At 68.5% G+C, this 26,797-nt stretch carries 28 protein-coding genes; 11 read left to right on the forward strand and 17 right to left on the reverse strand.

Translation table 11 applies throughout. The annotated features are described in order from the left end of the window. Positions 1-49: 49 nt before the first annotated feature. Both VGN58_RS16480 and VGN58_RS16485 read left to right on the forward strand, forming a co-directional pair. Positions 50-883, forward strand: a complete 834-nt coding sequence (locus tag VGN58_RS16480; protein ID WP_327484259.1) for a 20S proteasome subunit A/B — start codon at positions 50-52, stop codon at positions 881-883. A 23-nt stretch (positions 884-906) separates the two neighbouring features. Then, a complete protein-coding gene (locus VGN58_RS16485; protein ID WP_327484260.1) occupies positions 907-1,083 on the forward strand; it encodes a hypothetical protein in 177 nt (58 codons plus the stop codon). Between the two features lie 18 nt (positions 1,084-1,101). Here the strand turns inward: VGN58_RS16485 and VGN58_RS16490 are convergent, their stop codons facing one another. Beyond that, positions 1,102-2,043, reverse strand: a complete 942-nt coding sequence (locus VGN58_RS16490; RefSeq protein ID WP_327484261.1) for an alpha-E domain-containing protein — start codon at positions 2,041-2,043, stop codon at positions 1,102-1,104. After that, positions 2,043-3,500 carry a circularly permuted type 2 ATP-grasp protein gene (locus VGN58_RS16495; RefSeq protein ID WP_327484262.1) on the reverse strand — a complete coding sequence of 486 codons (1,458 nt, stop codon included), beginning with the start codon at positions 3,498-3,500 and terminating at the stop codon, positions 2,043-2,045. Before VGN58_RS16495 ends, VGN58_RS16490 begins: the two co-directional genes overlap by 1 nt. A gap of 182 nt (positions 3,501-3,682) precedes the next feature. On the opposite strand from VGN58_RS16495, the gene VGN58_RS16500 reads away from it, so the two are divergent. After that, positions 3,683-4,423, forward strand: a complete 741-nt coding sequence (locus VGN58_RS16500; RefSeq protein ID WP_327484263.1) for a pteridine reductase — start codon at positions 3,683-3,685, stop codon at positions 4,421-4,423. 111 nt (positions 4,424-4,534) lie between these two features. Here the strand turns inward: VGN58_RS16500 and folK are convergent, their stop codons facing one another. From folK to tsaD, 4 genes are all read right to left on the reverse strand, one after another. After that, positions 4,535-5,020, reverse strand: a complete 486-nt coding sequence (gene folK, locus VGN58_RS16505) for a 2-amino-4-hydroxy-6-hydroxymethyldihydropteridine diphosphokinase (RefSeq protein ID WP_327484264.1) — start codon at positions 5,018-5,020, stop codon at positions 4,535-4,537. Between the two features lie 4 nt (positions 5,021-5,024). Continuing rightward, entirely contained in the window at positions 5,025-5,384 is a 360-nt protein-coding gene (gene folB / locus VGN58_RS16510; protein WP_327484265.1) for a dihydroneopterin aldolase, read from the reverse strand. Between the two features lie 50 nt (positions 5,385-5,434). Beyond that, the gene (locus VGN58_RS16515; RefSeq protein WP_327484266.1) at positions 5,435-6,700 is read right to left on the reverse strand and encodes a mechanosensitive ion channel family protein; all 1,266 of its coding nucleotides are present in this window, start codon (positions 6,698-6,700) and stop codon (positions 5,435-5,437) included. Positions 6,701-6,829: 129 nt separating this feature from the next. Further along, a complete protein-coding gene (gene tsaD, locus VGN58_RS16520) occupies positions 6,830-7,867 on the reverse strand; it encodes a tRNA (adenosine(37)-N6)-threonylcarbamoyltransferase complex transferase subunit TsaD (RefSeq protein ID WP_327484267.1) in 1,038 nt (345 codons plus the stop codon). A gap of 133 nt (positions 7,868-8,000) precedes the next feature. Between tsaD and rpsU the strand changes: the two genes are divergently transcribed. From rpsU to VGN58_RS16540, 4 genes are all read left to right on the forward strand, one after another. Then, positions 8,001-8,216, forward strand: coding sequence for a 30S ribosomal protein S21 (gene rpsU, locus VGN58_RS16525; RefSeq protein WP_002808376.1), 216 nt, complete (start codon positions 8,001-8,003; stop codon positions 8,214-8,216). A 151-nt stretch (positions 8,217-8,367) separates the two neighbouring features. Then, positions 8,368-8,814: a GatB/YqeY domain-containing protein gene (locus tag VGN58_RS16530; RefSeq protein ID WP_327484268.1), complete on the forward strand. Its 447-nt coding sequence runs from the start codon at positions 8,368-8,370 to the stop codon at positions 8,812-8,814. 58 nt (positions 8,815-8,872) lie between these two features. Then, a complete protein-coding gene (locus VGN58_RS16535) occupies positions 8,873-9,367 on the forward strand; it encodes a GNAT family N-acetyltransferase (RefSeq protein ID WP_327484269.1) in 495 nt (164 codons plus the stop codon). A 58-nt stretch (positions 9,368-9,425) separates the two neighbouring features. Then, the gene (locus VGN58_RS16540; RefSeq protein WP_414710809.1) at positions 9,426-10,307 is read left to right on the forward strand and encodes a YihY/virulence factor BrkB family protein; all 882 of its coding nucleotides are present in this window, start codon (positions 9,426-9,428) and stop codon (positions 10,305-10,307) included. 44 nt (positions 10,308-10,351) lie between these two features. Here VGN58_RS16540 and dld read toward each other — a convergent pair whose 3' ends face one another. Continuing rightward, positions 10,352-12,058, reverse strand: a complete 1,707-nt coding sequence (gene dld / locus VGN58_RS16545; protein WP_327484270.1) for a D-lactate dehydrogenase — start codon at positions 12,056-12,058, stop codon at positions 10,352-10,354. A 54-nt stretch (positions 12,059-12,112) separates the two neighbouring features. Between dld and dnaG the strand changes: the two genes are divergently transcribed. Both dnaG and VGN58_RS16555 read left to right on the forward strand, forming a co-directional pair. After that, on the forward strand, positions 12,113-13,846 hold the full coding sequence (gene dnaG, locus VGN58_RS16550) for a DNA primase (RefSeq protein ID WP_327484271.1): 1,734 nt from the start codon (positions 12,113-12,115) through the stop codon (positions 13,844-13,846). Between the two features lie 10 nt (positions 13,847-13,856). Continuing rightward, positions 13,857-14,357 carry a beta-lactamase hydrolase domain-containing protein gene (locus VGN58_RS16555; RefSeq protein ID WP_327484272.1) on the forward strand — a complete coding sequence of 167 codons (501 nt, stop codon included), beginning with the start codon at positions 13,857-13,859 and terminating at the stop codon, positions 14,355-14,357. A 140-nt stretch (positions 14,358-14,497) separates the two neighbouring features. Here the strand turns inward: VGN58_RS16555 and cyoE are convergent, their stop codons facing one another. The 4 genes from cyoE to VGN58_RS16575 form a co-directional block, all read right to left on the reverse strand. Beyond that, complete coding sequence (gene cyoE, locus VGN58_RS16560; RefSeq protein WP_327484273.1) at positions 14,498-15,436, reverse strand: heme o synthase; 939 nt, start codon at positions 15,434-15,436, stop codon at positions 14,498-14,500. After that, a complete protein-coding gene (locus VGN58_RS16565; RefSeq protein ID WP_327484274.1) occupies positions 15,436-16,581 on the reverse strand; it encodes a COX15/CtaA family protein in 1,146 nt (381 codons plus the stop codon). The genes cyoE and VGN58_RS16565 overlap by 1 nt, the downstream gene beginning before the upstream one ends. Positions 16,582-16,603: 22 nt before the next feature. Further along, the gene (locus VGN58_RS16570) at positions 16,604-17,176 is read right to left on the reverse strand and encodes a hypothetical protein (RefSeq protein WP_327484275.1); all 573 of its coding nucleotides are present in this window, start codon (positions 17,174-17,176) and stop codon (positions 16,604-16,606) included. 229 nt (positions 17,177-17,405) lie between these two features. Beyond that, positions 17,406-18,140 carry an SURF1 family protein gene (locus VGN58_RS16575; RefSeq protein WP_414710810.1) on the reverse strand — a complete coding sequence of 245 codons (735 nt, stop codon included), beginning with the start codon at positions 18,138-18,140 and terminating at the stop codon, positions 17,406-17,408. A gap of 89 nt (positions 18,141-18,229) precedes the next feature. On the opposite strand from VGN58_RS16575, the gene VGN58_RS16580 reads away from it, so the two are divergent. Beyond that, positions 18,230-18,451, forward strand: a complete 222-nt coding sequence (locus tag VGN58_RS16580) for a twin transmembrane helix small protein (protein ID WP_327484276.1) — start codon at positions 18,230-18,232, stop codon at positions 18,449-18,451. A gap of 128 nt (positions 18,452-18,579) precedes the next feature. Here VGN58_RS16580 and VGN58_RS16585 read toward each other — a convergent pair whose 3' ends face one another. The 6 genes from VGN58_RS16585 to VGN58_RS16610 are packed head-to-tail and all read right to left on the reverse strand — an operon-like array spanning position 18,580 to position 23,297. Then, the gene (locus tag VGN58_RS16585) at positions 18,580-19,458 is read right to left on the reverse strand and encodes a cytochrome c oxidase subunit 3 (protein ID WP_327484277.1); all 879 of its coding nucleotides are present in this window, start codon (positions 19,456-19,458) and stop codon (positions 18,580-18,582) included. A 28-nt stretch (positions 19,459-19,486) separates the two neighbouring features. Next, positions 19,487-20,065 (reverse strand): cytochrome c oxidase assembly protein, encoded by a 579-nt coding sequence (locus VGN58_RS16590; protein ID WP_327484278.1) that lies wholly within the window; start codon positions 20,063-20,065, stop codon positions 19,487-19,489. Next, a complete protein-coding gene (locus tag VGN58_RS16595) occupies positions 20,062-20,196 on the reverse strand; it encodes a hypothetical protein (protein ID WP_268793362.1) in 135 nt (44 codons plus the stop codon). The genes VGN58_RS16590 and VGN58_RS16595 overlap by 4 nt, the downstream gene beginning before the upstream one ends. 19 nt (positions 20,197-20,215) lie before the next feature. Beyond that, entirely contained in the window at positions 20,216-21,829 is a 1,614-nt protein-coding gene (gene ctaD, locus VGN58_RS16600; RefSeq protein WP_327484279.1) for a cytochrome c oxidase subunit I, read from the reverse strand. A 34-nt stretch (positions 21,830-21,863) separates the two neighbouring features. Continuing rightward, a complete protein-coding gene (gene coxB, locus VGN58_RS16605; RefSeq protein WP_327484280.1) occupies positions 21,864-22,802 on the reverse strand; it encodes a cytochrome c oxidase subunit II in 939 nt (312 codons plus the stop codon). A gap of 18 nt (positions 22,803-22,820) precedes the next feature. Continuing rightward, complete coding sequence (locus VGN58_RS16610; RefSeq protein ID WP_327484281.1) at positions 22,821-23,297, reverse strand: DUF2244 domain-containing protein; 477 nt, start codon at positions 23,295-23,297, stop codon at positions 22,821-22,823. Positions 23,298-23,560: 263 nt separating this feature from the next. On the opposite strand from VGN58_RS16610, the gene putA reads away from it, so the two are divergent. Continuing rightward, positions 23,561-26,776 (forward strand): bifunctional proline dehydrogenase/L-glutamate gamma-semialdehyde dehydrogenase PutA, encoded by a 3,216-nt coding sequence (gene putA, locus VGN58_RS16615; RefSeq protein ID WP_327484282.1) that lies wholly within the window; start codon positions 23,561-23,563, stop codon positions 26,774-26,776. Positions 26,777-26,797: the final 21 nt, after the last annotated feature.

Consider the following 26,797-nt stretch of genomic DNA (forward strand, 5'->3'; position numbering starts at 1 on the left):
CCCCGGGGCCACGCATAGAATCGTGATGCACAGCAGCAACGGACACGCCATGACCTATTGCGTCGGCATCGAAGTCAACGAAGGCCTGGTCTTCGCCGCGGATACCCGCACCAGCGCCTCGTTCGACGACGTGCGCGTGTACCGCAAGATGCACGTGTTCGAATGGCCGGGCGAGCGCGTGTTCGTCATCATGTCGGCCGGCAACCTGGCCACCACCCAGCTCACGCTGTCCAAGCTGCAGCGCGACGTGGACGATCCGAACGCGCCGCGCAGCCTGCGCACGTTCTCGCACCTGTACGAAGTGGCCGAGTACGTCGGCGAGATGCTCGTCGCCAGCCAGGCGCGCGTGGTCGACGATGCGCAGCAGAGCGGCGTCAACGTGCAGTCCACGCTGATCCTGGGCGGGCAGATCGCCGGCGAGCGTCCCGGCCTGTACATGATCTACCCGCTGGGCAACTGCATCGCCACCTCGCCGGAAACGCCCTACCTGCAGATCGGCGAATCCAAGTACGGCAAGCCGATCCTCGACCGCATCATCCGCCCGGAAACCTCGCTGGAGGACGCGGCGCGCTGCGCGCTGGTGTCGCTGGATTCCACCATCCGCTCCAACCTGTCCGTCGGCATGCCGGTGGACATGGCACTGCTGCGCAACGGCGACCTCAGGATCAGCCAGAAGATGCGGATGGAAGCGGATACGCCGCTGTACGCCGAGATCCACGACACCTGGTCGCGCAAGCTCGAAGCCGCCGTGCACAGCCTCCCGCGCTTCCCGTGGGAGCCGGCGCAGGAACCCGACGCGCAGCCCGCAGGCCTGCCGGCCATGCCGCCGCGACGCGCACCGTCGCGGCAGGACCCGGGCGACGCCCAGGGCCAGCAGCAGTAGTCGACGATGGCCCGGCGCCTCGCATGAAGGCCTGGGCGGTGGCGCTGCTGGTGTTCTGTCTCGCCGCCGGCGTCGCCGGCGTCTGCGTGGCCGTGTGGGTACCCCCGGCCTGGCGGATCGTGGCGGGTGCGGCGGGCATCGTGGTCGCCAGCAAACTGGCTGCCGTCTCCGCGGCCGCCTGGCGCGAACGGCAGCACTGACACCACCGTCCAGGCGGGTCAGCCGTGGAAGTAGCCTTCCGCGATCGCGTCGTGCAGCGCACAGAGGTGCATCTGGATCTGATCCATGAACTGCGCGGGATTGCGCGCCGCCAGCACGGCGGGATCGGCATTGCGGGTCAGGCCGATCACCCGATTGAGATGTCGGTCGACGCCCGGCCGCGGCGGCATGGTGGGCAGCACGCTCTGCGCGCGGGTCAGGCAGAAATGCACGCTGCGCGGGAACTCGTTGTTCTGCAGCAGGAAGCGCAGCGCGAGCTCTGCGGTGACGCGCTGGCGCACGTGGCGGCGGTACATCTGGTAGCCGGCGACGGAGCGCAGCACGCTCATCCACTGCATGTTCTGGAAGGTCTCGCGGTCGTCCTCGTTGCGCGGCGTGACCAGCCCGGACGCGCCCGCATCCATGATGCGCGTGGTCATGTCCGCCTGTTCCAGCGCCGTGCCCAGTCGCAGGAACTGGTAGCCGATGTCGCGGCTCACGTTGGCGCTGAGCAGTCCGGATACCTTCAGGCAGCCGTCGATGATGCGGGCGAGGAACTCGATGCGGTAACGGCGGCTGAGGCTGCGCTCGCCCTGCGCGCCGATGTACAGGTGCAGGTCGTTGATCGCCTCCCACACGTCCTGCGGCAGCGTGTCGCGGATGCCGCGCAGGATCTCGCGCGCCGAATCCACCGAGGTCCGCAGCGACGAGGGATTGCGCTCGTCCAGCAGCAGGAAGCGGACCACGTCCACGTCGCCCGCCGCGTCGCCGGCGTCCGGATGGCACTGCTCGAAGCATTCGCCGGCGCCGACCGTGTCGATCATCGGCCGCCACGCGAAGCGTACCGAGCGCGGCATGTCCAGCTGCAGTTGGCTGCCCACGCCGACCAGGCGCGCGGTGTTCTCCGCACGGCGCACGTAGCGGCTGAACCAGTACAGGTTGTCGGCGACACGCGACAGCATCAGCCGTCCTCCCCTTCCTGGTCGGACAGGTCCACGACCCAAGTGTCCTTGGCGCCGCCGCCCTGCGACGAGTTCACCACCAGCGATCCCTTCACCATCGCCACGCGGGTCAGGCCGCCGGTGGTGACGTAGGTGTCCTGGCGCGACAGCACGAACGGCCGCAGGTCGATGTGCCGCGGCGACGGCCCCTGCTTGGTGACGATGGGCGCGGTGGACAGCGCCAGCGTGGGCTGTGCCATGTAGTTGCGCGGATTGGCTTCGATCAGCGCCTTGAATTTCTCGCGTTGCCGTTTGGTCGAACGTGGCCCGATCAGCATGCCGTAGCCGCCGGATTCGTTGGCCGGCTTCACCACCAGCTTCTCGATGTTGTCCAGCACGTACTTGCGTTCCTTCGCGTTGTGGCAGAGGTAGGTGGGCACGTTGGGCAGGATCGGATCCTCGTCCAGGTAGTACTTGATCATCTTCGGCACGTAGGCGAACACCACCTTGTCGTCGGCCACGCCCGCGCCCGGCGCATTGGCCAGCGCCACCTTGCCCGCGCGCCAGCTGCGGATCAGGCCCGGCGCGCCCAGCACCGACTCCGGCAGGAACACCTCGGGATCGATGAAGAGATCGTCGACGCGGCGGTAGATCACGTCCACCCGCTTGGGGCCGTAGACCGTGCGCATGTAGGTGCAGTCGTCGTCGGCGACGAACAGGTCGCTGCCTTCGACCAGTTCGATGCCCATCGCCTGCGCCAGGTAGGCATGTTCGAAGTACGCACTGTTGAACACGCCCGGCGTCAGCAGCGCGATCACCGGCGTGTCGCCCGGTCGCGGCGACAGCGCGGCGAGCGTGTCGTAGAGCTGGCTGGGGTATTCGTCCACCGGCAGGATCGAGCTGGTCTCGAACAGCTCCGGGAACACCCGCTTGGCCACCATGCGGTTTTCCAGCATGTAGCTGACGCCGCTCGGAATGCGCAGGTTGTCCTCCAGCGCGTACAGCGTGCCGTCGCCATCGCGCACCAGGTCCGAGCCGCAGATGTGCGCCCACACGCCCAGTGGCGGGGTGATGCCCACGCACTGCGCACGGAAGTTCACCGAGTCCTTCAGCAGCATCGCCGGGAACACCTTGTCCTTGACGATCTGCTGCCTGCCGTAGATGTCGCCGATGAACAGGTTGAGCGCGCGCATCCGCTGCTTCAGGCCGGCTTCGGTGCGCTGCCATTCGCTGAGCGGGATGATGCGCGGGATCAGGTCGAACGGCAGCGTGCGATCGACGTTGCGGCCGTCGGAATACACGGTGAAGGTGATGCCCTGCACGCGCGCCACCACGTCGGCGGCGAGCTGGCGTTCGGCCAGTTCGCGGCCGGACAGCCCGGCCAGGTATTCCACCAGCCGGCGTGCGGCCGGGCGCGGCCGTCCATCGGACTGGATCAGTTCGTCAAAGGTCGTGGTGCGGTACTTCGCCCAGTCCATTCGCCATCCCGCTGTCCCCGCCGGCACATCCGGCGCGGGAGTAATGCGTTGCAACATGCATGGTGGATGCGCACGCCGTCAAGCATCGGGACGACGCCGCATTCGCCTCACATTTTCGTCGGCGTCGTGCGCCATTCCGGTGCAAAGCATGGACAATGCGGATCCGCTTCCTGGAGTCCGCCATGTCCACGCCGCGTCGTGTCGTCCTGATCACCGGTGCCGCGCGCCGCATCGGTGCGTCGATCGCGCGTCGCCTGCACGCCGACGGCCACGACCTCGCGCTGCACTTCCGTGGTTCGTCCGCCGACATGGAGGCGCTTGTCGATGAGCTGGAAGCCGCGCGCCGCGGCAGCACCCTGAGGCTGCAGGCCGACCTCGCCGTGTTCGACCGGCTGCCGGAACTGGTGGCGCAGACCGTCGGCCATTTCGGCCGCCTGGATGCGCTGGTCAACAATGCGTCCGCGTTCTATCCCACGCCCGCCGGCGCCACCACGCCGGCGCAGTGGGAGGAGCTGTTCGCGGTCAATGCGCGCGCGCCGTTCTTCCTGGCGCAGGCGGCGGCACCGCACCTGCGCGCCGCCCGCGGCGCCATCGTCAACATCGCCGACGTCTATGCCGAGCGGCCGCGCGCGGACCTGGCGGTCTACGCCGCCTCCAAGGACGCCTTGCTGGCCGTCTCGCGCGGGCTGGCCGTGTCGCTGGCACCGGAGGTGCGGGTGAACGCGGTGTCGCCGGGCGCGATCCTGTGGCCGGATGGCGGGATCGATCCCGACGTGCAGGCGCGCCTGCTGGCACAGACACCGCTGGGCCGCATCGGCGACCCGGCCGACATCGCCGGCACGGTCGCCTGGCTGCTCGGCGACACCGCCGGCTACGTCACCGGCCAGGTAATCCACGTCGACGGCGGCCGGCACATCACGTAGCGCACGGATGCCGAAGCGTGCGCCATGCGCACGACCGCAGCGTAGCCCGGTCGTGCGGTGGGTGGTGCGGCGCGATGATTCGGGTCCCGAAGCTCGTGCGCGTAGCGCACGCTACGGGAACGGCACCGCCTGGGGTGGCGTGGCGTGGTCGGGGTGTTCGCGCCACAGGGATGCCAGCGTGCGCCCGCTGCGCGGTTCGACCGCCTCCGGCGCGATGTCCACCAGCGGCAGCAGCACGAACGCGTGCTTCAGCTCATCGCGGGGCAGTCGCAGGTTTCCCGGGCCCTGCAGCACCAGGTCGTCGTACAGCACGATGTCGATGTCGAGCGTGCGGTCGGAAAACCTCGGCCCGCTGCGGTCGCGCCCGTGCGCGTCTTCCAGTGCATGCAGCCAGTCGTTCAGCGCGAACGGATCCAGGTCGCTGTCGATCACCGCGGCGGCATTGAGGAAATCGGTACCGTCGAAGCCCACCGAGCGCGTACGGTAGACCGGCGACAGCAGCACGTTGCCGAAGCGTTCGCGCAGCGCCATGACCGCGGCGCGCAGATGCCGTTCGGGCTCGACGTTGCTGCCCAGGCTGAGATAGGCCGTTCCCATGGCGTCAGGCCGGGCGCACGCCGCGTTCGATCAGCACGCCGACATTGCGCGCGCCGGTGACGGCGCCGGGCTTGCTGAGCTTCAGCCGCACCCAGGCCACGCCGAACTCCTCGCGGATGATCGCCGCGCACTGCTCCGCCAGCGTCTCGACCAGGCCGAAGTTCGACGCTTCGACGAAGGCGATCAGCCGCTTCGACACGGCCTTGTAGTCCAGCGTCTGCGCGATGTCGTCGCTGGCCGCCGGCACGCGGTTGTCGAACGCCATCTCCACATCCAGCGCCACGGTCTGGCGGATGCCCCGCTCCCAGTCGTAGATGCCGATGACGGTCTCGATGCGCAGGTCTTCGATGAAAACGATGTCCATGGGGGGCTCTGGATGCGGGTGCGGGAATGGTACGCGCAATCGGCGCGGACTCAGCCTGCGGCGGCGGCCGCGACGGTCGCCGCCCGTCCCTGCAACCGGCGCATGTCGGCACCCCCCGGCTGCTGGAACACCTGCAACCCGAACTCCGGCAGGATCGCCAGCAGGTGGTCGAAGATGTCGGACTGGATGGCTTCGTACGGCCCCCATTCCACGGTGCGGGTGAAGCAGTAGATCTCCAGCGGCAGTCCGGTCGGCCCCGGCGGCAGCTGGCGCACCAGCAGCGTCATGCCGTCGTGGATGTCGCCGTGCGCGCGCAGATAGGCTTCGACGTAGGCGCGGAAGGTGCCGAGGTTGGTGGTGCGGCGCTGGTTGACGGGCTCGCGGCCGTGGTCGGCCAGGCGCGCATTCCAGGCGTCCAGTTCGCCGTCCTTGCGTTGCAGGTAATCGCCCAGCAGGCGGAACCGGCGCAGTCGCGCCTGCTCCTCGCCACCCAGGAAGCGCACGCTGTTCTGGTCCAGGTACAGCGCGCGCTTGATGCGCCGGCCGCCGGATTCGCTCATGCCGCGCCAGTTCTTGAACGAGTCGCTGATGAGCTTCTTGGTGGGGATGGTGGTGATGGTCTTGTCCCAGTTCTGCACCTTCACCGTGTGCAGGGCGATATCGATGACGTCGCCGTCCGCGTTCTGGCTGGGCATCTCGATCCAGTCGCCGACCCGCACCATGTCGTTGGAACTGATGGTCACGCTGGCCACCAGTGACAGCAACGTGTCCTGGAACACCAGGATCAGCACGGCCATCATCGCGCCCAGGCCGGACAGCAGGATCACCGGCGAGCGGTCGATCAGCGCGGCGACCATCAGCACCGCCGCGACAACGAACACGATGATCTTCAGCAGCTGCAGGTAGCCCTTGATCGGTTTGTCGGCCGCATCCGGACGGCGCTGGTAGACCTCGTTGGCCAGATCGAGCGCCGCGGCAATGGCCAGCGCGACCGTCAGGATGATGAAGGCGAAGCAGACGTTGCGGACCACGGTCACCAGCAGCGCCGGCAGCTCCGGCACCAGGGCGACACCGGCAGCCAGCACCACCGCAGGCACCACGTTGGCCAGGCGGGGGATCACCCGCAGGCGGACCTGCTGGTCGCCCTGACCGAGCGGCAGGGTCGCCAGCAACCGTCGCAGGCCACGAAGCAGCACGCGCTTGGTGATCCAGTTCGCCAGCCACGCCAGCAGGACGAGCGCTGAGGCGACCACGACGGTATAGGCCCACGGATACGGTGCGAGGCTCGCGCGCAGGGCGTCCAGGTGTTCGGTCATTCCGTTACCCCTTGAGGTGGTTCATGCACGCCCTGGCCTCTGCATTGCGCAGGAGGACGCGTCGGTTGGCGGAGCGGACACCCTACCCGCACCGCCTTGAACCTGAACGGAATTCGCCGGCCGCGGCCGTCAGTCGACCGTTGCGACGGCGGGCAGGGTGGCCATGTCCCAGCGTGGCGTGACCTTCACTTCGGCCGGCTCGTGCTGGCCTGCCTGCAGCCGCAAGGCACCGGCGAAGGCGATCATCGCGCCGTTGTCGGTGCAGAGCGACGGGCGGGGGAAACAGGCACGGCCGCCGCGCCTGGCCGCCATGTCCTGCAGCCTGGCGCGCAGCCGCTTGTTGGCGCCCACGCCACCGGCGATGACGATGACATCGCTGCCGGCAGCGTCCAGCGCGCGCTCGCACTTGATGGCCAGCGTGTCGACCACCGCATCCTCGAAGCCGCGCGCGATATCGGCCTTGGTCTGGTCGGACTGGTCGCTGTCGCGCCAGGCCAGCAGCACTTGCGTCTTCAGGCCGGAGAAACTGAAGTCCAGCCCCGGCCGGTCGGTCATCGGACGCGCGAACCTGAAGCGGCCCGGCGTGCCCTTTTCCGCCAGGGCAGCCAGTTGCGGACCGCCCGGGTACGGCAGGCCCATCATCTTGGCGGTCTTGTCGAAGGCCTCGCCGGCGGCATCGTCCAGCGTCTCGCCGAGCAGGCGGTAGCGGCCGATGGCCTCAACGGCCACCAGTTGGGTGTGGCCACCGGACACCAGCAGGGCCACGAAGGGCGCGTCGGGCGGATCGTCTTCCATCAATGGCGCCAGCAGATGGCCTTCCATGTGATGGACCGCCACGGCGGGCACGTCCAGCGCCCACGCCAGGGACCGGGCCACGCCGGCGCCGACCAGCAGGGCGCCGACCAGTCCCGGGCCGGCCGTATAGGCCACGCCGTCCAGGTCGTCGGTCGTCAGCTCCGCCTCGGCCAGGGTCTGGCGGATCAGGGGGAGCAGCTTGCGGACGTGGTCGCGGCTGGCCAGTTCCGGCACCACGCCGCCGTATTCGGCATGCAGGGCGATCTGGCTGTAGACCGCGTGGGCACGCAGCCCGGCGGCGCCGGACCGGCCGGTGTCGTAGACGGCCACGCCGGTTTCGTCGCAGCTGGTTTCGATGCCGAGGACTTTCATGACGGGAATCCGGGGTTGCTGGGGAGGGGGACACGCCGGCGGACTGACCGGGCGGGTTGCAGCGCGTGAGACTGCCGCTATAATACGCGGCTCACCCGGTCTGACCGGGCCGTTTACTTCACCGAGATTACGTATGCCCAGCGTCAAAGTCCGCGAAAACGAGCCGTTTGAGTTTGCGCTGCGTCGCTTCAAGCGCACCTGCGAGAAGGCCGGCGTCCTGGCCGAAACCCGCAAGCGCGAGTTCTACGAGAAGCCGACCCAGGAGCGCAAGCGCAAGGCCGCCGCCGCGGTGAAGCGCCAGCTGCGCCGCAGCTCGCGCGACGTCACCAAGCGCCAGCGCCTGTACTGAGCCGCGTCGCTTCGCGAGAAGCCGGCACGCGCGAGCGTCGCCGGCTTTTTGTTTTGGCGCAGGATTCGGGAGAGGGGATGGGGATTCGCGACAGCGCCCGCCTTCCTGCGACCGGATCCCGAATCCCGAATCACCTGTCCCGAGAACCGCCATGTCCCTGAAACAGCAGCTCACCGATGACATGAAGGCCGCCATGAAGGCCGGCGAGAAGGACCGCCTGGCCGTCATCCGCCTGATCAATGCGGCCATCAAGCAGAAGGAAGTCGACGAGCGGATCGAGCTGGACGACGCCGCCGTGCTCGCCGTACTGGAGAAGATGGTCAAGCAGCGCAAGGACTCGGTGACCCAGTTCGAGGCCGCCAACCGCGAGGACCTGGCCGCCATCGAGCGCGCCGAGCTGGCCGTGATCGACACCTACCTGCCGGCCAAGCTGGGCGAAGCCGAGATCCTGGCCGCCATCGACGCGGCGGTGGCCGAAACCGGCGCCACCGGTCCGGCCGACATGGGCAAGCTGATGGGCGTGCTGAAGCCGCGCCTCGCCGGCCAGGCCGACATGGGCCAGGTCTCTGCGCTGATCAAGAAGAAACTCGCAGGCTGAGCCTGCCGCACGGCGCCGGACCTCCGGCGCCGCGCTCCATCCGTGGCATCCTCGCGCCATGGATACCCCCGCCATCACGCTGCGCCCGGCCACCCGCGCCGACATCCCGCAGATCCTCGCGTTCATCCGCGGCCTGGCCGAGTACGAACGGCTCGCCCACGAAGCCGTCGCCACGCCAGCCCTGCTCGAGACGCACCTGTTCGGCGAACGGCCCGCCGCCGAAGTCGTCATCGCGGAGGTCGACGGGACGCCAGCGGGCTTCGCGCTGTTCTTCGTCTCCTTCTCCACCTTCCTCGGCCGGCCGGGGCTGTACCTCGAAGACCTGTTCGTCCTGCCCGACCATCGCGGCCTCGGCCTCGGCAAGCGGCTGATGGTGCATCTCGCGCGACTGGCCGTCTCTCGCGGGTATGGCCGCTTCGAGTGGTCCGTGCTCGACTGGAACGAGCCCGCGATCCGCTTCTACCGTCGGCTCGGCGCCGTCGGCCTGGACGACTGGACCGTGCAACGCGTCACCGGCGACGCATTACGTGCGCTCGCCCGCGACGACGCGTGAACGCAGCGGCCACGCTGGCATAACGAACCGCTGACGCGACCCGCGACACGCTGGGGGCATGGAACATGCCACCCGCTTCAGTACCTTGCGAGCACGGGCGCGCCATGCCGGCGAACGCCTCAACCGCAGCCTGCCCGCCGCGCTGGTGCGGCGCTTCGTCGAAACCGACCTGATGACGCAGGCGGCGTCGCTGTCGTTCTACGCGCTGCTGTCGCTGGCGCCGCTGCTGATCCTGCTGCTGTGGCTGACCGCCTCGCTGTATCCGCCCGCGCAGCAGTCGCTGCTGGACCAGATACAGCAGCTGGCCGGTCCCGGCGCCGGCACCGTGGCCGAGACGGTGATCCGCAACGCCAGCGACCGGCCCGACATCGGGTCGCTGGCCGGCTGGTGGAGCACGGCGCTGCTGTTCGTCGGCGCCACGGTCGTCTTCGCGCAACTGCAGGGCGCCCTCAACCTGATCTTCCGCACCGATGCCCAGCGACTCAACGGACTGGCGGCATGGCTGAAGAAGCGCGTGTTCTCGCTCGGCGTGGTGCTGGCCATCGGCTTCCTGCTGGTGGTGTCGATGGTCGCCACGACCGCATTGCAGGTGGTGTTCGCGCGCCTGCCGTCGCTGCTGCCCGCGCTCGGCTACACCACCACCCTGCTGCTGTACACGCTCGCCTTCGCGTTCTTCTACCACTACCTGCCGGACCGGCGCGTGGCGTGGAAGCAGGCCTTCCTCGGCGGCGCCATCACCGCGTTGCTGTTCGCCGCCGGTCGCTACCTGATCGGCCTGTACCTGGCGGAAGCCGCGCCCGGCAGTGCGTACGGCTCGATGGGCGCGCTGGTCCTGTTGCTGGTGTGGATCTACTACGCCAGCGTGGTGTTCTTCGTCGGCGCGCTGATCACGGCGGTGATCGACGAGCACGGGAGTCGAGAAGCGAGTGCAGAGGAGTGAGGAGTCAGCGAAAGCCGCCTTTTCTCACTCCTCACCCTCTCCACTCACACCTGCCCTTCCCAAGCCGCCCGCTTGCTGGTCTGCCCGATCCCGGGGTTGAACGTGTTGGTCGGATCCAGCGCGCGGTAGAACCCGGCCAGCGCCGGCTTGGCGCGGTAGAGGTGGCCGACGTTGTGCTCGGCCGGATATTCGGCGCCGCGTGCGTCGAGCAGGTCCCACAGGCGATGCTCAACGGCCAACGGATCGACGCCCTTCTTCACGATGTAGTCCTGGTGGAACACGTGGCAGAAGAAGTGCCCGTAGTAGAGCCGCGCCACCATCGTGGTGGCCAACTCGGCCGGCAGGGTTTCCACCCACGCGCGGTCGTCGCGGCGCAGGGCGATATCCAGCGCGACGATGTCCTCGACCTGCGCGGCATGCACGGCGCGGTAACGCACCGCTGCGCCCGCGACCGCGAAGCGCAACAGGAAGGCCTTTCGACCTTCGTCCGCATCGCAGGCGAAGAAATCGCCGTAGCTCTCACCGAAGAAGCGCTCCAGGAACGCGCGCGTCGCCTCCGCATCGCGCGTCGACACCTTCAGCAGCAGATGATGCTCGTACCGGTCGCGGTACGCGCGCAGCCGGGGCGGCAGGTGGTCCGGCAGCATCGCCGTCAGCGACTGCAGCACGCGGTCCGCCAGCCCCGGCATGCCGAGCCGTTCGCACCAGCCGTCCACGCGGCTCTTCAGTGCGAACGCCGCCGGCACCCGGCCCGTGCCGAAACGATCGATCAGCAGGAAGGTGTCCTTGCCGTAGCGGTCGCCGATGTCGAAGGCGTCGCGATGCAGGTACTCGCCGGCGATGGGCAACCGCTCGAAGGCCGTCAGCAGGTGCCGGCGCACCTCGGTGAGATCGTCCGGATCGTTGCTGCCGAGGTAGAAGACCGACGCGGCATCCTGTTCGAACGTATCCAGCCGCACCGCGAACACCGCCAGCCGTCCCGCGCACCCCGACGCCTCGTGCAGCCGTGAGGGATCGGCGTTGTAGCGCGCCGGCGTGGGCGCGTCGACCTGTCGCACGTGGTCGGCGTAGTGCGGATCCGAGGCCGCCTGCGCCGGATCGTGGTCGACGTCGTCGGCGCCGTAGTCACAGGCCTGCAGCCGCGACAGGATGACTTCCGGCGTGTCGCCCAGCGCGATGCCGAGATGGTTCACCAGCCGCAGCACTCCGTCTTCGCCGAGCTGCGCATACAGCGCCAGCTCGGTGTAGGCGGGCCCGCGCCGCACCAGTGCGCCCCCGGAGTTGTTGCAGACGCCACCGAGCACGGACGCGCCGATGCAGGAGGAGCCGATGACCGAATGCGGCTCGCGGCCCAGCGGCGCGAGCCGCTTCTCCAGCACGTCCAGCGTCGCGCCGGGCAGGCAGACGACCTGGCGCCCACCATCGAGCAGCTGCACGCCGGTCAGGCGTCGTGTGCTGACCAGCACGATGCCGCGGTCGTAACCGTCGCCATCCGGCGTGGAACCGCCGGTCAGCCCGGTATTGGCCGCCTGCATCAGCACGATGCGTCCCGCCGCGACGATGACCTGCAGTACCCGCCACAGCTCCAGCAGCGTGCCCGGCCGCACCACGGCCAGCACCGGCCCCTCACCGAAGCGGTAGCCCTTGCGGTAGCGGCGCGTGGCGCGGTCGCCGGTCAGCACATGGCCGCGGCCGACCGCGTCGCGCAGTTGCGCCAGCACGGCCTCATCGGAAGGAGCGTCAACAGGCATGCCGGCATGGTAGCGCGACGGCCGCGCGGCCCGCCGTGGCATCCTATGCGTTCCATGGCCCGCATCCCCGACGCCTTCATCGACGAACTGCTCGCCCGGACGGATATCGTCGAGGTGGTCGGCGCGCGCGTGCCGCTGAAACGGCAGGGCAAGGAGTATTCGGCCTGCTGCCCGTTCCACGATGAGCGCTCGCCGTCGTTCACGGTGTCGCCCACCAAGCAGTTCTACCACTGCTTCGGCTGCGGCGCGCACGGCACCGCGCTGTCGTTCCTGATGAACTACGACCGCCTCGAGTTCCTCGATGCGGTGGAAGAGCTGGCGCGGCGCACCGGCATGGAAGTGCCGCGCGAGACGCAGCAGCGCAACGAGAACAACGATACCCGCGACCTCTTCAACGCACTGGAAGCGGCGGCCCGCTTCTTCCAGCGCCACCTGGACGGCAGCGACAAGGCCAAGGCCTATCTCGACGGCCGCGGCGTGGATGCGGCCATCCGCACGCAGTTCATGATCGGCTACGCGCCGGACGGTTTTTCCGCGTTGAAGGACGCGCTGGGCACCGACGAACGCCGGATGAAGCTGCTCGACCGCGCCGGCCTGTTTTCGAAGAACGACCGCGGCCACGTGTACGACAAGTTCCGCGACCGGGTGATGTTCCCCATCCACGACCGGCGTGGCCGCGTGATCGCCTTCGGCGGCCGCGTGCTGCAGAAGGACGACGGCCCGAAGTACCTCAACTCGCCGGAGACCGCGCTGTTCCACAAGGGCCGCGAGCTGTACGGCCTGTGGCAGGTGAAGCAGGCCAACCAGAAGATCGCGCGGCTGGTGGTAGTGGAGGGCTACATGGACGTGGTGTCGCTGTTCCAGTTCGGCGTGACGGAAGCGGTCGCCACGCTGGGCACGGCGACCACGCCGGAACACGCCGAGCTGCTGTTCCGCAACGCGCCGGATGTCTACTTCTGCTTCGATGGCGATGCCGCCGGCCAGCGTGCCGCCTGGCGTGCGCTCGAGTCGGTGCTGCCGCGCATGAAGGACGGACGGCAGGCGTTCTTCCTGTTCCTGCCCGACGGCGAAGATCCCGACACCATCGTGCGGCAGGAAGGCGCGGCCGGATTCGACACGCGCCTGCAGCAGGCGACACCGCTCTCGCAGTTCTTCTTCGACGAACTGGCCAAGGACATCAAGCTGTCCACGCTCGACGGCAAGGCGCGCCTGGCCGAGCGCGCGCGCCCGCTGCTCGCGCAGATCCCCGACGGCGCGTTCGGCGACCTGATGCGCCAGCGCCTGACCGAGATCACCGGCGTGGGCGCCGGCAACGCCAACCCCGCCCCGGCCGCGCCCACGCCTGCCCGGCGGACGGCGCCGTCGCGGGCCGGCCAGAAACCCAGCCTGGTCCGCAGCCTCATCGTGCGCCTGCTTCACAAACCGGCGCTGGCGCTGGCCATCGAATCGACGCATGGCTTTTCCGCGCTGCGACTGGCCGGCATGGAACTGCTGCTCGAACTGATCGATCTGGTGCACGCGCGTCCGGACATCACCACCGGCGTGCTGCTGGAACACTTCGCCGAGCGCGAGGAAGCCGCCGCGCTGCAGAAGCTGGCGATGCAGGATCTGCCCGGCGACGAGGACAGCTGGCGCATGGAAGTGCTCGACGCCGCCGTGCAGCTCGAAAAGCAGATGCTGCAGCAACGGCTCGACGAACTGCAGGCCAAGCAGCGCAGCCAAGGCCTGGACGAAACCGACAAGTACGAGCTGCGCACCCTGCTGCAGGCCCGTATCGGCCGCCACTGAGGAGTCCGTGATGACACGTCTTGCGCTTCTGCTTTCCACATTGCTGGCCGGCGGCCTGTCGCTCGCGGCGCACGCCACCGACTTCACCCAACCCAGGGCTGGCCTGCATACCGGCGGCCAGCCGTCACTGGAAGACCTCGCGCGAGTGCAATCGCAAGGCGTGCGTACCGTGATCGATCTGCGCGGCGCGCAGGAAGACCGTGGCTACGACGCAGCCGCCGAAGCACGCCGCCTTGGCATGGCGTACGTCGCGCTGCCGATCGCCGGCAAGGACGACATCTCGCCGGCGAATGCCAGGGCGTTGCAGGATCTGCTGAAGGCGCAGGAAGGCGACGTGCTGCTGCACTGCGCCTCGGGGAATCGCGTCGGTGCGCTGCTCGCGCTGGGCGCGGCCCTGGAGGGCGCATCGCAGGAGGATGCGCTGACGTTGGGCCGCGCGGCAGGACTGACCTCGCTGGAGCCGGTGGTGCTGGAGCAGCTGGCGGAGCCGGACGCAGCCGAGCCGTTGTAGGAGCGACGTGAGTCGCGACCGTGCGAACGGCGTTGCGTGGACCTCGGACCCTGCTGGCGGACACTGCAAGACCATGCACATCGTCACTGCCGTGCATGCCAATGGCGTGCGGTCGCAACTGACGTCGCTCCTACAGGGGATCACCCCGCCGGCACGAACTCGATGCCGGCCGCCGATGCGGCAGGCCGCAGCATCGGCATCACCCAATGATCGACCAGCAGGAACGCGAACAACGCCATCAGGTAGACGATGGAATAGTTGAACACCCGCATCGGGAAGAAGTCGTCCGGCGGATCCAGCAGGCGCCATGCGTACCAGAGGAACACCGCGCCCAGCACCAGCGCGCCGCCCAGGTAGAAGAAGCCGCTCATGCCGAACACCACCGGCAGCACGGTCACTTCGACCAGCAGCACGGTGTAGAACAGGATCTGCCAGCGCGTATAGGTCACGCCGTGCGTCACCGGCAGCATCGGCACCAGCGCGCGTGCGTAGTCCTCGCGGCGGAAGATCGCCAGCGCCCAGAAGTGCGGCGGCGTCCACACGAAGATGATCAGTACCAGCAGCAGCGCGTGCGGCCAGTCCCACTCGCCCTGCATGCCGGTCATCGTCGCCCAGCCCAGCAGCGGCGGCGCCGCGCCGGCGATACCGCCGATGACGATGTTCTGCGGCGTAGCGCGCTTCAGGAACACGGTGTAGATCACCGCGTAGCCGATCAGCGAGGCGAAGGTCAGGATCGCCGTGATCGTGTTGACCCACAGCACCAGGATGCCCATCGACAGCGCCGCCAGCACCAGCGCGAACACCAGCGCCTGCCACGGCTTCACCTGGCCCTGCACCAGCGGGCGCCACGACGTGCGCGCCATCTTCGCGTCGATGCGCGCATCCAGCAGCTGGTTGATCGCGGCGGCGCTGGAGGCGGCCAGCCAGATGCCGAGGAAGCCGAGCGCACCGCGCAGCAGTTCGGACCCGTCCGGCAGGCCATCGATGGCCAGGAACATGCCGACGATCGCGGTGAACACGATCAGCGCCACCACCCGCGGCTTGGTCAGGTCCCAGTACTGGCGGAACGTCGAGGCCATCAATCGGGCCTGCGCAGGCGCGCGGTCAGCGACACCAGGGTGAACAGCAGCAGCACCGCGCCGGCGTTGTGCGCCACCGCGACCGGCAGCGGCAGGTTGAGCTTGACGTTGAGGATGCCCAGCGTGACCTGCGCGACGATCAGCACCAGCAGCGTCAGCGACCAGCTGCGCATGCCCGGCGTGCGGAACAGGCGCAGCGCCAGCGCCAGCACGTACAGCGCCACCACCACCGCCATGATGCGGTGGGCCAGCTGGATCGCGATGCGCGCCGCGCCATCGAGCACGCCGCCCTCGTAATCCACGCCGATCCCCCGCCACAGCACGAAGCCCTCGCGGAAGTCCGCCGGCGGCGCCCACTGGCCCACGCACTTGGGGAAATCCAGACCGCATGCCAGCGCCGCATAGTTGGCACTGACCCAGCCGCCCAGGGCGATCTGGATACCGAGCAGCGCCAGACCACCGATCAGCCAGCGCCGCAGCACGACGGCGTCGGCCAGCCGGATCGGCCGGTCGGTTGCGCGCCACGCCATCCACACCAGCAGCGAGAACGTGGTCAGGCCACCGAGCAGGTGGCCCATCACCACGATCGGCTTCAGCAGCCACGTCACCGTCCACATGCCGAGCAGCGCCTGGAAGATGATCACCGCCAGCGTCAATGCGCCAGCGCGCGCGAGATCGATGTTCGACCAGCGCAACGCGGCGAACAGCAGGATCGCTTCGCCGATGATCGCCAACACCGACGCCTGCACGTGTTCGCCGTGCATGTACAGCGGAATCGCCGCACCGACCAGGCCTGCGGCGACGAGGATCTGCGCGATGCCCCAGCGGCGGCGACGCGCCGCCAGCAGGGCCAGCACCAGCACCAGCACGCCGAGCGCGGCGGCGATGTGGCGGTGCACCTGTTCGCGCCACGCCTTGTGCGTCTCGAACGGACGGATCTCGCTGGCCACGTGGGCAGCGGCCTCGTCCACCGCCTTCGGCCACGCGGCGCGACCGTAGCAGGTCGGCCAGTCGGGGCAGCTCAGGCCGGCGTCGGACAGGCGCACGAAAGCGCCGAACACCACGACGCACAGCGTCAGGGCGACCGCCAGCCAGGCGATGCGGTGGAAGTGTCGGTAGATCACGGGGCGCGCACTGGTGTTCATCATCTGTCGTTCTAGCGGGGGCTCAGATGAGCTTGATCAGCTTGGACACATCCGTGCGCAGGCCACCCGGATCGAAGCCCGGGGCATAGCGCAGGATGATGAAGCCATGGGGATCGATCACGTAGACCGGCGTGCCCGCTGCGTCGTCCACCTGCGGCAGGCGCGTGCGCAACGGATCGTCGGCGCGCACCAGGCGCAGCGCCGAGTGCCGCGGGGCGTCGGCCGGATAGTCGCCGATCCACAGGATGTCGACCTCGTCGGCGTTGTGGCCGAACAGCTGCCAGACCTTGTCCAGATCCTGCGCAAGCGCGGTGCAGGCCTGCGTGCACCCGGGCGACGGCGCGGCGACGATGCGCCAGCGGCGCTCGGCCGGCGTCCAGCCGTAGCGGCCGCCACCGGCGAGCGCCGGCGAGAGATCACGTGCGTCCACGGGCGGCTGCAGCATCACACCGTGGTTCTTGTGCGCGGCCGGCTGCCAGCCGGAGAAACGCAGGATGCCGGCGCCGAACACGGTGCCGAAGAACAGGGCGAACAGGCCGACGAGCATCCACCGCCCGCGACGCCGCTGGGCGGGATCGAATGGTTTGGGGTCCATGCGCGGCATTTTCTCACGCCCGGGCGGTCATTGCCGCTATCCGAGGTGCGGACGACGCGGCTCGTCGCCCACCACTCCCCGATACCGTCCGTGGTGAGCCTGTCGAACCGCGCCTCTCGACGGCAAGACAAGGCCATCGTGACAGGTCGATCCAGCGCAAAGCGCGTGGTTCGACAGGCTCACCACGAACGGGGTTACGGGGGATTCCACGCGCCTGTCCCGTGGCCGCTCAATGACCCTGTAGCGCAACCCGCCGGCTGCGCCAGGTCAGCAGCAGCGCGGTCACCAGCACCGCCCCGGCCAGTCCGAACCATTGCACCGCGTAGCCGATGTGGCGCTCCGGCGGCAGGGTATTGGGCAGGATCTCCAGGTCGCGGGCATGGCCCAGCGGCAGGTCCGGATCCAGCTTCAACACCCGCGGCGCCAGCGACGACAGCCCCAGCGCCTGTGCCAGCGCCGGCGGTTGCAACGCGATCACCAGCAGGCTGCCATCCGGCTGCGTGCTGGGCGGCGCGTGGGCGATGCCCTCCGAGGGGGGCGGGACCAGCAAGCCCGCGATGCGCCGCTGCCCGGGCGGCGCCGCCACGGCGGGCATGGCGCGGTCGCCCGGCACGGGCAGCCAGCCCAGTTCCACCAGCAGCGGCGCGCCCGCGCTGGCAGGTTGGAAGACGCGATAAGCACGCACGCCGGCCCGACGGTCACGGGTCTGGTTGTCGAGCAGGATGGCCGGCGCGGGCAGGAATTCGCCATCGCCCTCGACCCAGTCGTAGGCCTGCGCACGCGCGGGATCCGCTGCCAGCGCCAGCGGCTGCGCCCGGCGCTCGGCCAGTATGCGGGCGGTGTCCGCGAGCATGGCCTGCTTCTGCTCGGCCCGGCCCCACTGCCAGGCGCCCAGGCTGCCGAACAGCGACATCGCCAGCACGGCCAAAGTCCAGCCGACCGGCAGCGGCATGCGGCGGCTCACGGACTGCGTCCGATTGCCGCACCCACCATCGGCTCACGCCAATGGCGCGATAATGCGCGCCTCACCGCCCCGGCCCCGTCAAGGACGCCATGAACGATTCGCTGAAAACCCTGCTGATCATCGCCTTCCTCATCCTCATCGTCTGGAACCTGGGCGCCGGCCTGTACTACATGCTGGTGGACAAGGGCGAGAGCAAGCGCACGGTCAATGCGCTGACCCGCCGCATCGCACTGTCCGTGGGCCTGATCCTGCTGGTGGTCGTGGCCATCAAGATGGGCTGGATCCAGCCGCATGGGATCAATCCGGGCTGAGCGCCGTGATTCGTGATTCGTGATTCGTGATGCGTGATTCGTAAAAGCAAAGAGCGACGGGATCTCCGTCGCTCTCGCTGTGTGTGGTGCTTTCGCTGTCAGCGAATCACCCATCACGAATCACGAAATCACAACACGTAGACGAACAGGAACAGGCCCAGCCACACCACGTCGACGAAGTGCCAGTACCACGCCACGGCTTCGAAGCCGAAATGGTCGTCCTTGGTGAAGTGGCCCTTGGCGCAGCGGAACCAGATGATCGCCAGCATGATCGTGCCCAGCGTCACGTGCAGGCCGTGGAAGCCGGTCAGCATGAAGAACGTGGAGCCGTAGATGCCCGAACCCAGCGTCAGGTTCAGTTCCTTGTACGCGTGGATGTATTCCACCGCCTGGTAATACAAGAACACGCAGCCCAGCAGCACGGTGGCGCCCAGCCAGATCAGCAGCTGGCTGCGGTTGCCCGCCTTCAAGGCATGGTGGGCGATGGTGATGGTCACGCCCGAGGTCAGCAGGATCAGCGTGTTGACCAGCGGCAAGCCCCAAGCGGACACGGTCTGGAACTGACCACCCACCTGGCCCGGGCCGGCGCTCGGCCACGCCGCAGAGAACCCTTCCCACAGCAGGCTGTTGGTCATCACACCGTCGCCTTCGCCGCCGAGCCACGGCAGCGACAGCGTGCGCGCGTAGAACAGCGCGCCGAAGAAGGCCGCGAAGAACATCACTTCCGAGAAGATGAACCACACCATGCCCATGCGGAACGACACGTCCACCTGGCGGTTGTAGTGGCCGCTCACCGACTCGCGGATCACGTCGCCGAACCACATGAACAGCGTGGCGCACAGACCGACGACGCCGGCGTAGAAGGTCCACATGCCCCACGAAATGTCGTTGAGCCAGCTGGCCACGCCGACCATCGTGATGAACATGGCGATGGAGCCCACGAACGGCCACTTGGAGCTGTGCGGCACGAAGTAGATGTTGGCGTCTGGCGATGAGGCGTTTGCCATGGCGTTGCTTCCGGTTGCTAAGGCGTGATCAGGGTGCCGCGAGCGGCGAAGGCGACGCCGTGCCCGTGCCGATCTGCGCGGTCAGGGCGTCGTTCTTGAAGAAGGTATACGACAGGGTGATCGTCTTCACTTCCGCCGGCAGGTCCTGGTCCACGATGAAGCGGACCGGCATGTCGCGGCTCTCGCCGGGCTGCAGGGTCTGGGCGGTGAAGCAGAAACACTCGGTCTTGGTGAAGTAGCCCGACGCGCGCGCCGGCGCGACCGACGGCACCGCGCTGCCGACGACGGCCTTGTCGCTGTCGTTGCGGGCGAAATACTTTGCTTCGTAGAGCTCGCCGGGCACCACCTGCATGGTCAGCTGTTCCGGCTTGAAGGCCCACGGCAGCTTGGAGTTCACGCCGCCGTCGAACTGCACGGTGACCGTGCGCTTCGCCTTGGCGGCGGCCGCCGCCGCGGCCTGGCCGGGACCCTGCTCCAGGCGGATGCCGAACACCTTCTCGCAGGCGATGCGGTACAGCGGCACCAGCGAGAACGTCAGCACGAACACGGCCATCGCCACGCCCACCAGCTTGAACAGGCCCGCCGAGTTGGACTTGGCGGCCGTCATGCGCTCAGCACCGCGCGGCCGATGAAGGCCGCGAAGATCGCGAAGGCGATGCCGCCGATCACCCATGCCGTCCGCAGCACCGCCCTGCGGCGGCGTGCGAGTTCTTCGGGAGTGAAGGCGGGCACGTTCATGCGCAGGCGCTCAGGCGTCTCAGTGCGTCACGTCGCCATGCGCCAGGTCGCCATCCTTGATGACCGGCGGCGTGGTGAAGGTGTGGTGCGGCGCCGGCGACGGCACGGTCCACTCCAGGCCCCGGGCGTTTTCCCAGGCGCGCGCTTCGGCCTTCTGGCCGCTGCGCAGCGAGGACCACAGGATCGCGGCCATCATGAACGGCGTGACGAACATGCCGAACGCGCCGATCGAGCTGATCAGGTTCCAGTCCGCGAACACCGGGTTGTAGTCCGGGATGCGGCGCGGCATGCCGGCCAGGCCCAGGAAGTGCTGCGGGAAGAACAGCAGGTTGACGAACACGATCGTCCACCAGAAATGGACCTTGCCCCAGAACTCGCTGTACATGCGGCCGGTCCACTTCGGCCACCAGTAGTACGTCGCGGCGATGATGGAGAACAGCGCGCCGGTCACCAGCACGTAGTGGAAGTGCGCCACCACGAAGTAGGTGTCGTGGTACTGGAAGTCCGCCGGCACGATGGCCAGCATCAGGCCGGAGAAACCACCGATGGTGAACAGGATCACGAAGCCCACGGCCCACAGCATCGGCGTCTCGAAGGACAGCGAGCCGCGCCACATGGTGCTGACCCAGTTGAACACCTTCACGCCGGTCGGGATGGCGATCAGCATGGTGGCGAACATGAAGTAGATCTCGCCGCCCAGCGGCATGCCCACCGTGAACATGTGGTGCGCCCACACGATGAACGACAGGAACGCGATGGAGGCGGTCGCGTACACCATGGCCTGGTAGCCGAACAGCGGCTTGCGGCTGAAGGTCGGGATGATTTCCGACACCACGCCGAACGCCGGCAGGATCATGATGTAGACCTCGGGGTGACCGAAGAACCAGAAGATGTGCTGGTACATCACCGGGTCGCCGCCGCCGGCCGCGTTGAAGAAGCTGGTGCCGAAGAACTTGTCGGTCAGCAGCATGGTCACGGCACCGGCGAGCACCGGCATCACCGCGATCAGCAGGAATGCGGTGATCAGCCACGTCCAGCAGAAGATCGGCATCTTCAGCAGGTCGATGCCCGGCGCGCGCATGTTCAGCACGGTGGCGATGATGTTGATGGCACCCATGATCGAGCTGATGCCCATCATGTGGATCGCGAAGATGGTGAAGGCGACGTTGTAGCCGCCCTGCAGCGACAGCGGCGGGTACAGCGTCCAGCCGCCGGCCGGCGCGCCGCCCGGCAGGAACAGCGACATCAGCAGCAGGGTGAAGGCGAACGGCATGATCCAGAAGGACCAGTTGTTCATGCGCGGCAGCGCCATGTCCGGCGCGCCGACCTGCAGCGGGATCATCCAGTTGGCCAGGCCGACGAACGCCGGCATCACGCCACCGAAGATCATGACCAGCGCATGCACCGTGGTCATCTGGTTGAAGAATTCGGGGCTGACCCATTGCAGGCCCGGCACCATCAGCTCGGCACGGATGATCACCGACATGCCCGCGCCGATGATGAACATGACGAAGCTGAAGATCAGGTAGAGGGTACCGATGTCCTTGTGGTTCGTGGAGAAGAACCACCGGTCGATGAAGCCCTGCTGGTGACCGTGATGATCGTCGTGATGATCGACAGCGGTGTTGGCCATGTTCGTACTCTCTTGCAACTGTGCGGACGGTCGATCAGCCCTGCGCGGTCGGCGCGGGCGTCTCGGCGGTGGGGGCGGCGTCAACGGCCGGGGCCGTCGTGGCGTCGGCCGGCGCGGCCTGTTCCGCCGGGGCGGCCGGAGCGGGTTCGGCGGGCGGAGCGGGCTTCTTGGAGGCCAGCCACTGCTGGAACTCGGCCTTCGGCACCGCCTTCACGACGATCGGCATGAAGCCGTGGTCCTTGCCGCACAGCTCGGCGCACTGGCCACGGTAGATGCCCGGTTGCTTGATGTCGGTCCAGGCCTCGTTGACGATGCCCGGAATGGCGTCCTGCTTCCAGCCCAGCGCCGGCACCCACCACGCGTGGATGACGTCGTCGGCGGTGATCACGAAGCGGATCTTGGTGTCGGTCGGCAGCACCAGCTGGTTGTCGACGTCCAGCAGGTAGTGCGGGTTCTTCGCCAGGTCCGGCTTCTCGCCGCTCTGGCGGATGCGGTCGGACTCGCGGTCCAGGCGGCTGGTGAAGGACACGTCCTCACCCAGGTACTCGTACTTCCACATCCACTGGTAGCCGGTGACCTTGACGGTCATCTCGGCGTTGCGGGTGTCGTACATGGCGATCAGCTTGGCGGTCGCCGGCCAGGCCATGACCACCAGGATCAGCACGGGAATGACGGTCCAGATGATCTCGGCCGTGGTGTTGTGGCTGAACTGCGCGGCCACCGCACCCTTGGACTTGCGGAACTTGAACATCGCGTAGCCCATCGCGCCGAACACGATCAGGCCGATCACGATGCAGACCCACAGCGCGATCATGTGCGCGTCGTAGGCGTGCTGGGAGGACGCGGTGACGCCCTTGCCCATGTTCAGCTGCCACGGCTTCGGGTCGGCCGACTGCGCCCAGGCCAGCGCCGGCATCGCCAGCAGCGTGCACGCCGTCATCAACCGCTTCCACATCCCATTCACTTGCGTCATTGCCTAGACCCCAATGCGTCATCGGTTGCGGCCGCTCGCGGCCGCCAGTAAATCCTGCAACGTGTCCGCCAGCTCCCGGCGCTCGGCCGGTCCCAGGAAGTCGCCTACCCGGACCCGCCTGCCGCTGGATGCCAGCGAAATCCCTTCGCTTCCCCGCTCGATGCACAGGCGGACCCAGTAAGGATGCGCCCGGAACACGACCCCGGCACCGGAGGTGACCACCTCCACCGCATCGGGGCCGACGCGGATCTCCTCGCCCCGCTCGCCACTGCGCCACAGCGTGCGGAGCGCCGTGGCCACGATGGCCGAATGGAGCAATGCAAAAGCCGGCGCGAAGGCATTGCCTCCCCACCAGCCCAGCATGGCGACGATCCACATCGCACCCGAGAGCGCCCCGAACAACATCACGAACTGGCGGCGCGTCAGCGCCCGCGGCGGCCGCAGCCTGAGCTGCGCGCCGTGTCCGTCCCACGATGACGGCACCACTTCGATCATGTCGCCCGCCACGCGCTCCGGGCTGCGGAAAACCGTTAAATGGTAGCCCCCGGGCACATGGCGCGGCAAGTTGCATTGATCAAGGACAAGGCGCGCCGGCCCCGCACGCGCGCCCTCCGCCGTCGTCCGGGGAGGTTTCCGCGACCACGATCACCGCTTCGCCGATGCGCCCCGCCGCACCCCCCGAAGCCGGCACGGCGGGCATATCCGGGCTGCCCGCGCGGCCCTAAACTAATGGACTGCCTTTGGACTGCCCTGCCGTCATGCCGACCCCTTCGCCCGTCCCGTCGCCCGCCGCCCCGGCGGCCGGCGCCATCATCTCCCCCGAGCTTCCCGCGCCGCCGTCCGTCCTGCGGGCCGCCATCACCGCCGCCTGGCTGCGCGACGAGACCACGCACGTCCGCGAACTGCTGGAACAGGCCCGCCTGCCGGCCGGCGAGCAGATCCAGGCGCAGAAACTGGCCGTCGACCTGGTGAAGCGAGTCCGGGCACGCGCCCAGGACCAGGGCGCCATCGAGGCCTTCATGCGGCAGTACGACCTGGGCAGCGAGGAAGGCGTGCTGCTGATGTGCGTGGCCGAGGCACTGCTGCGCATCCCGGACCAGGACACGGCCGACAAGCTGATCCGCGACAAGCTGGGCGACGCGGACTGGGAGAAGCACCTGGGCCAGAGCGACTCGGTGCTGGTGAACGCCTCCACCTGGGGGCTGATGCTGACCGGCAAGCTGGTCAACCTGAACGACCTGACCCGTGCCGACGTGCCCGGCGCCTTCAAGCGCCTGGTCGGCCGCGTGGGCGAGCCGGTCATCCGCCTGGCCGTACGCCAGGCCATGCGGATCATGGGCCACCAGTTCGTGATGGGCCGCACCATCGACGAGGCGCTGGCGCGCAGCCGCAAGGGCGGGAACGCCGACTACCGTTACTCCTTCGACATGCTGGGCGAGGGCGCGCTGACCACCAAGGACGCGGCCCGCTACCTGGAGGCCTATCGCCAGGCCATCCATGCGATCGGCCGTACCGGCCCCTTCGCCGACGTGTTCGCCGCCCCCAGCATCTCGATCAAGCTGTCCGCGCTGCACCCGCGCTACGAGCACGCCAAGCGCGCCCGGGTGATGAAGGAACTGGCGCCGGCCATCCTCGAGCTGGCGCAGCTGGCCAAGTCCTACGGCATCGGCTTCACCATCGACGCCGAGGAGGCCGACCGGCTGGAACTGTCGCTGGACCTGATCGAAGCCACCTTCTCCGATCCGTCGCTGGACGGCTGGGAAGGTTACGGCCTGGCCGTGCAGGCCTACCAGAAGCGCACGCCGTACGTGATCGACTTCCTCGCCGACCTGGCCCGCCGCGTCGGCCGCCGCATGCCGGTGCGCCTGGTGAAGGGCGCGTACTGGGACGCCGAGATCAAGCGCGCCCAGATCGACGGCCACCCGGGCTACCCGGTGTTCACCCGCAAGCCGAATACCGACGTGTCCTACCTGGCCAACGCGCGCCGCATGCTCGACCACGGCGACGTGCTGTACCCGATGTTCGCCACCCACAATGCACAGACGATCGCGGCGATCCGCTTCATCGCCGACGGCCGCCCGTACGAACACCAGAAGCTGCACGGCATGGGCGACGACCTGTATGCCGAGGTGGTGCCGAAGCACCGCCTCGACACGCCGTGCCGCGTGTACGCGCCGGTCGGCTCGCACGAGGACCTGCTGCCCTACCTGGTGCGCCGCCTGCTCGAGAACGGCGCCAACAGCAGCTTCGTCAACCGCATCACCGACGAGAACGTCGCCATCGAGGACCTGGTGCGCGACCCGGTGCAGACGGTGTCGGAATTCGAATCCATTCCCCATCCGCGCATCCCGCTGCCGGTCGACCTTTTCCGGAGCCAGCCGGCTCCCATCGCCTCTTCTGACAGGAACAACTCCATGGGCGCCAACCTCGCCAACGACAACGACCTGCGCGCGCTGGCCGAGCGCATCAACGCGTCCGTCAAGCCGTGGCGCGCCGCGCCGCTGGTGCCGGGCGCCGTCGTGTCGACGGCGGCGCTGCCGGTGACCAATCCGGCCGACCGCCGCCAGACCGTCGGCGAATGGCAGCCGGCCGACAGCGGTACCGTCGAGAAGGCACTGGCCAATGCCGTGGCCGCGCAGCCGGCCTGGGACCGCACGCCGGCCGCCAGCCGCGCCGCGATCCTCGAGCACGCCGCGAACCTGCTGGAACAGCGGATGCCCGACTACATCGCGCTGTGCGTGAAGGAAGCCGGCAAGACCATTCCGGACAGCGTGGCCGAAGTGCGCGAAGCGGTCGACTTCCTGCGCTACTACGCCGCGCAGGCACGCATGCAGTTCGGCGCGCCCGAGCAGCTGCCCGGCCCGACCGGCGAATCCAACCAGCTGCAGCTGCAGGGCCGCGGCGTGTTCGTCTGCATCAGTCCGTGGAACTTCCCGCTGGCGATCTTCCTGGGCCAGGTCAGCGCCGCGCTCGCCGCCGGCAACAGCGTGATCGCCAAGCCGGCCGAGCAGACCAACCTGATCGGCCACGCGGCGGTGAAGCTGCTGCACGAAGCCGGCATTCCCGAGGCCGTGCTGCAGTTCCTGCCCGGCGACGGCGCCACCGTCGGCGCTGCGCTGACCCAGGATCCGCGCGTGGCCGGCGTCGCCTTCACCGGCTCCACCGAGACCGCGCGTGCGATCAACCGTGCGCTCGCCGGCCGCGAGGCCGGTCCGATCGCCACGCTGATCGCCGAGACCGGCGGCCAGAACGCCTTCATCGCCGACTCGTCCGCGCTGCCGGAGCAACTGGTGAAGGACGCGATGGGCTCGGCCTTCACCTCCGCCGGCCAGCGCTGCTCGGCCGCGCGCGTGCTGTTCGTGCAGGACGACATCGCCGACAAGGTGATGACGATGCTCGCCGGCGCGATGGACGAACTGAAGGTCGGCGATCCCGGCCTGCTGTCGACCGACGTCGGCCCGGTGATCGACGCCGACGCGCTGAAGATCCTCGAGGACCACGCCGCGCGCATGGCCAGCGAGGCGCGCCTGATCAAGCAGGCCAACGCGGGCGAGGACACCGCGCACGGCACGTTCTTCGCGCCGCGCGCGTGGGAACTGACATCGCTGGACCAGCTGCAGAAGGAAATCTTCGGGCCGGCCCTGCACGTGGTGCGCTGGAAGGCCGACCAGCTGGACGCCGTGATCGACCAGATCAACGCCACCGGCTACGGCCTGACCCTGGGCGTGCATTCGCGCATCGACGAGACCATCGACCGCATCGCGGCACGGGTGAAGGTGGGCAATGTCTACGTCAACCGCAACCAGATCGGCGCCGTGGTCGGCGTGCAGCCCTTCGGCGGCCAGGGCCTGTCCGGCACCGGCCCCAAGGCCGGCGGGCCGCACTACCTGCCCCGCTTCGCCACCGAAAAGACGGTGACCGTCAACACCACGGCGGCCGGCGGCAACGCCTCGCTGCTCACCTTGGGCGACTGACGCGGCGGCGCACGCCGCCAC

Origin of the sequence: Pseudoxanthomonas sp. (assembly GCF_035999195.1) — a bacterium.
In the GTDB taxonomy this organism is placed as follows: domain Bacteria; phylum Pseudomonadota; class Gammaproteobacteria; order Xanthomonadales; family Xanthomonadaceae; genus Pseudoxanthomonas_A.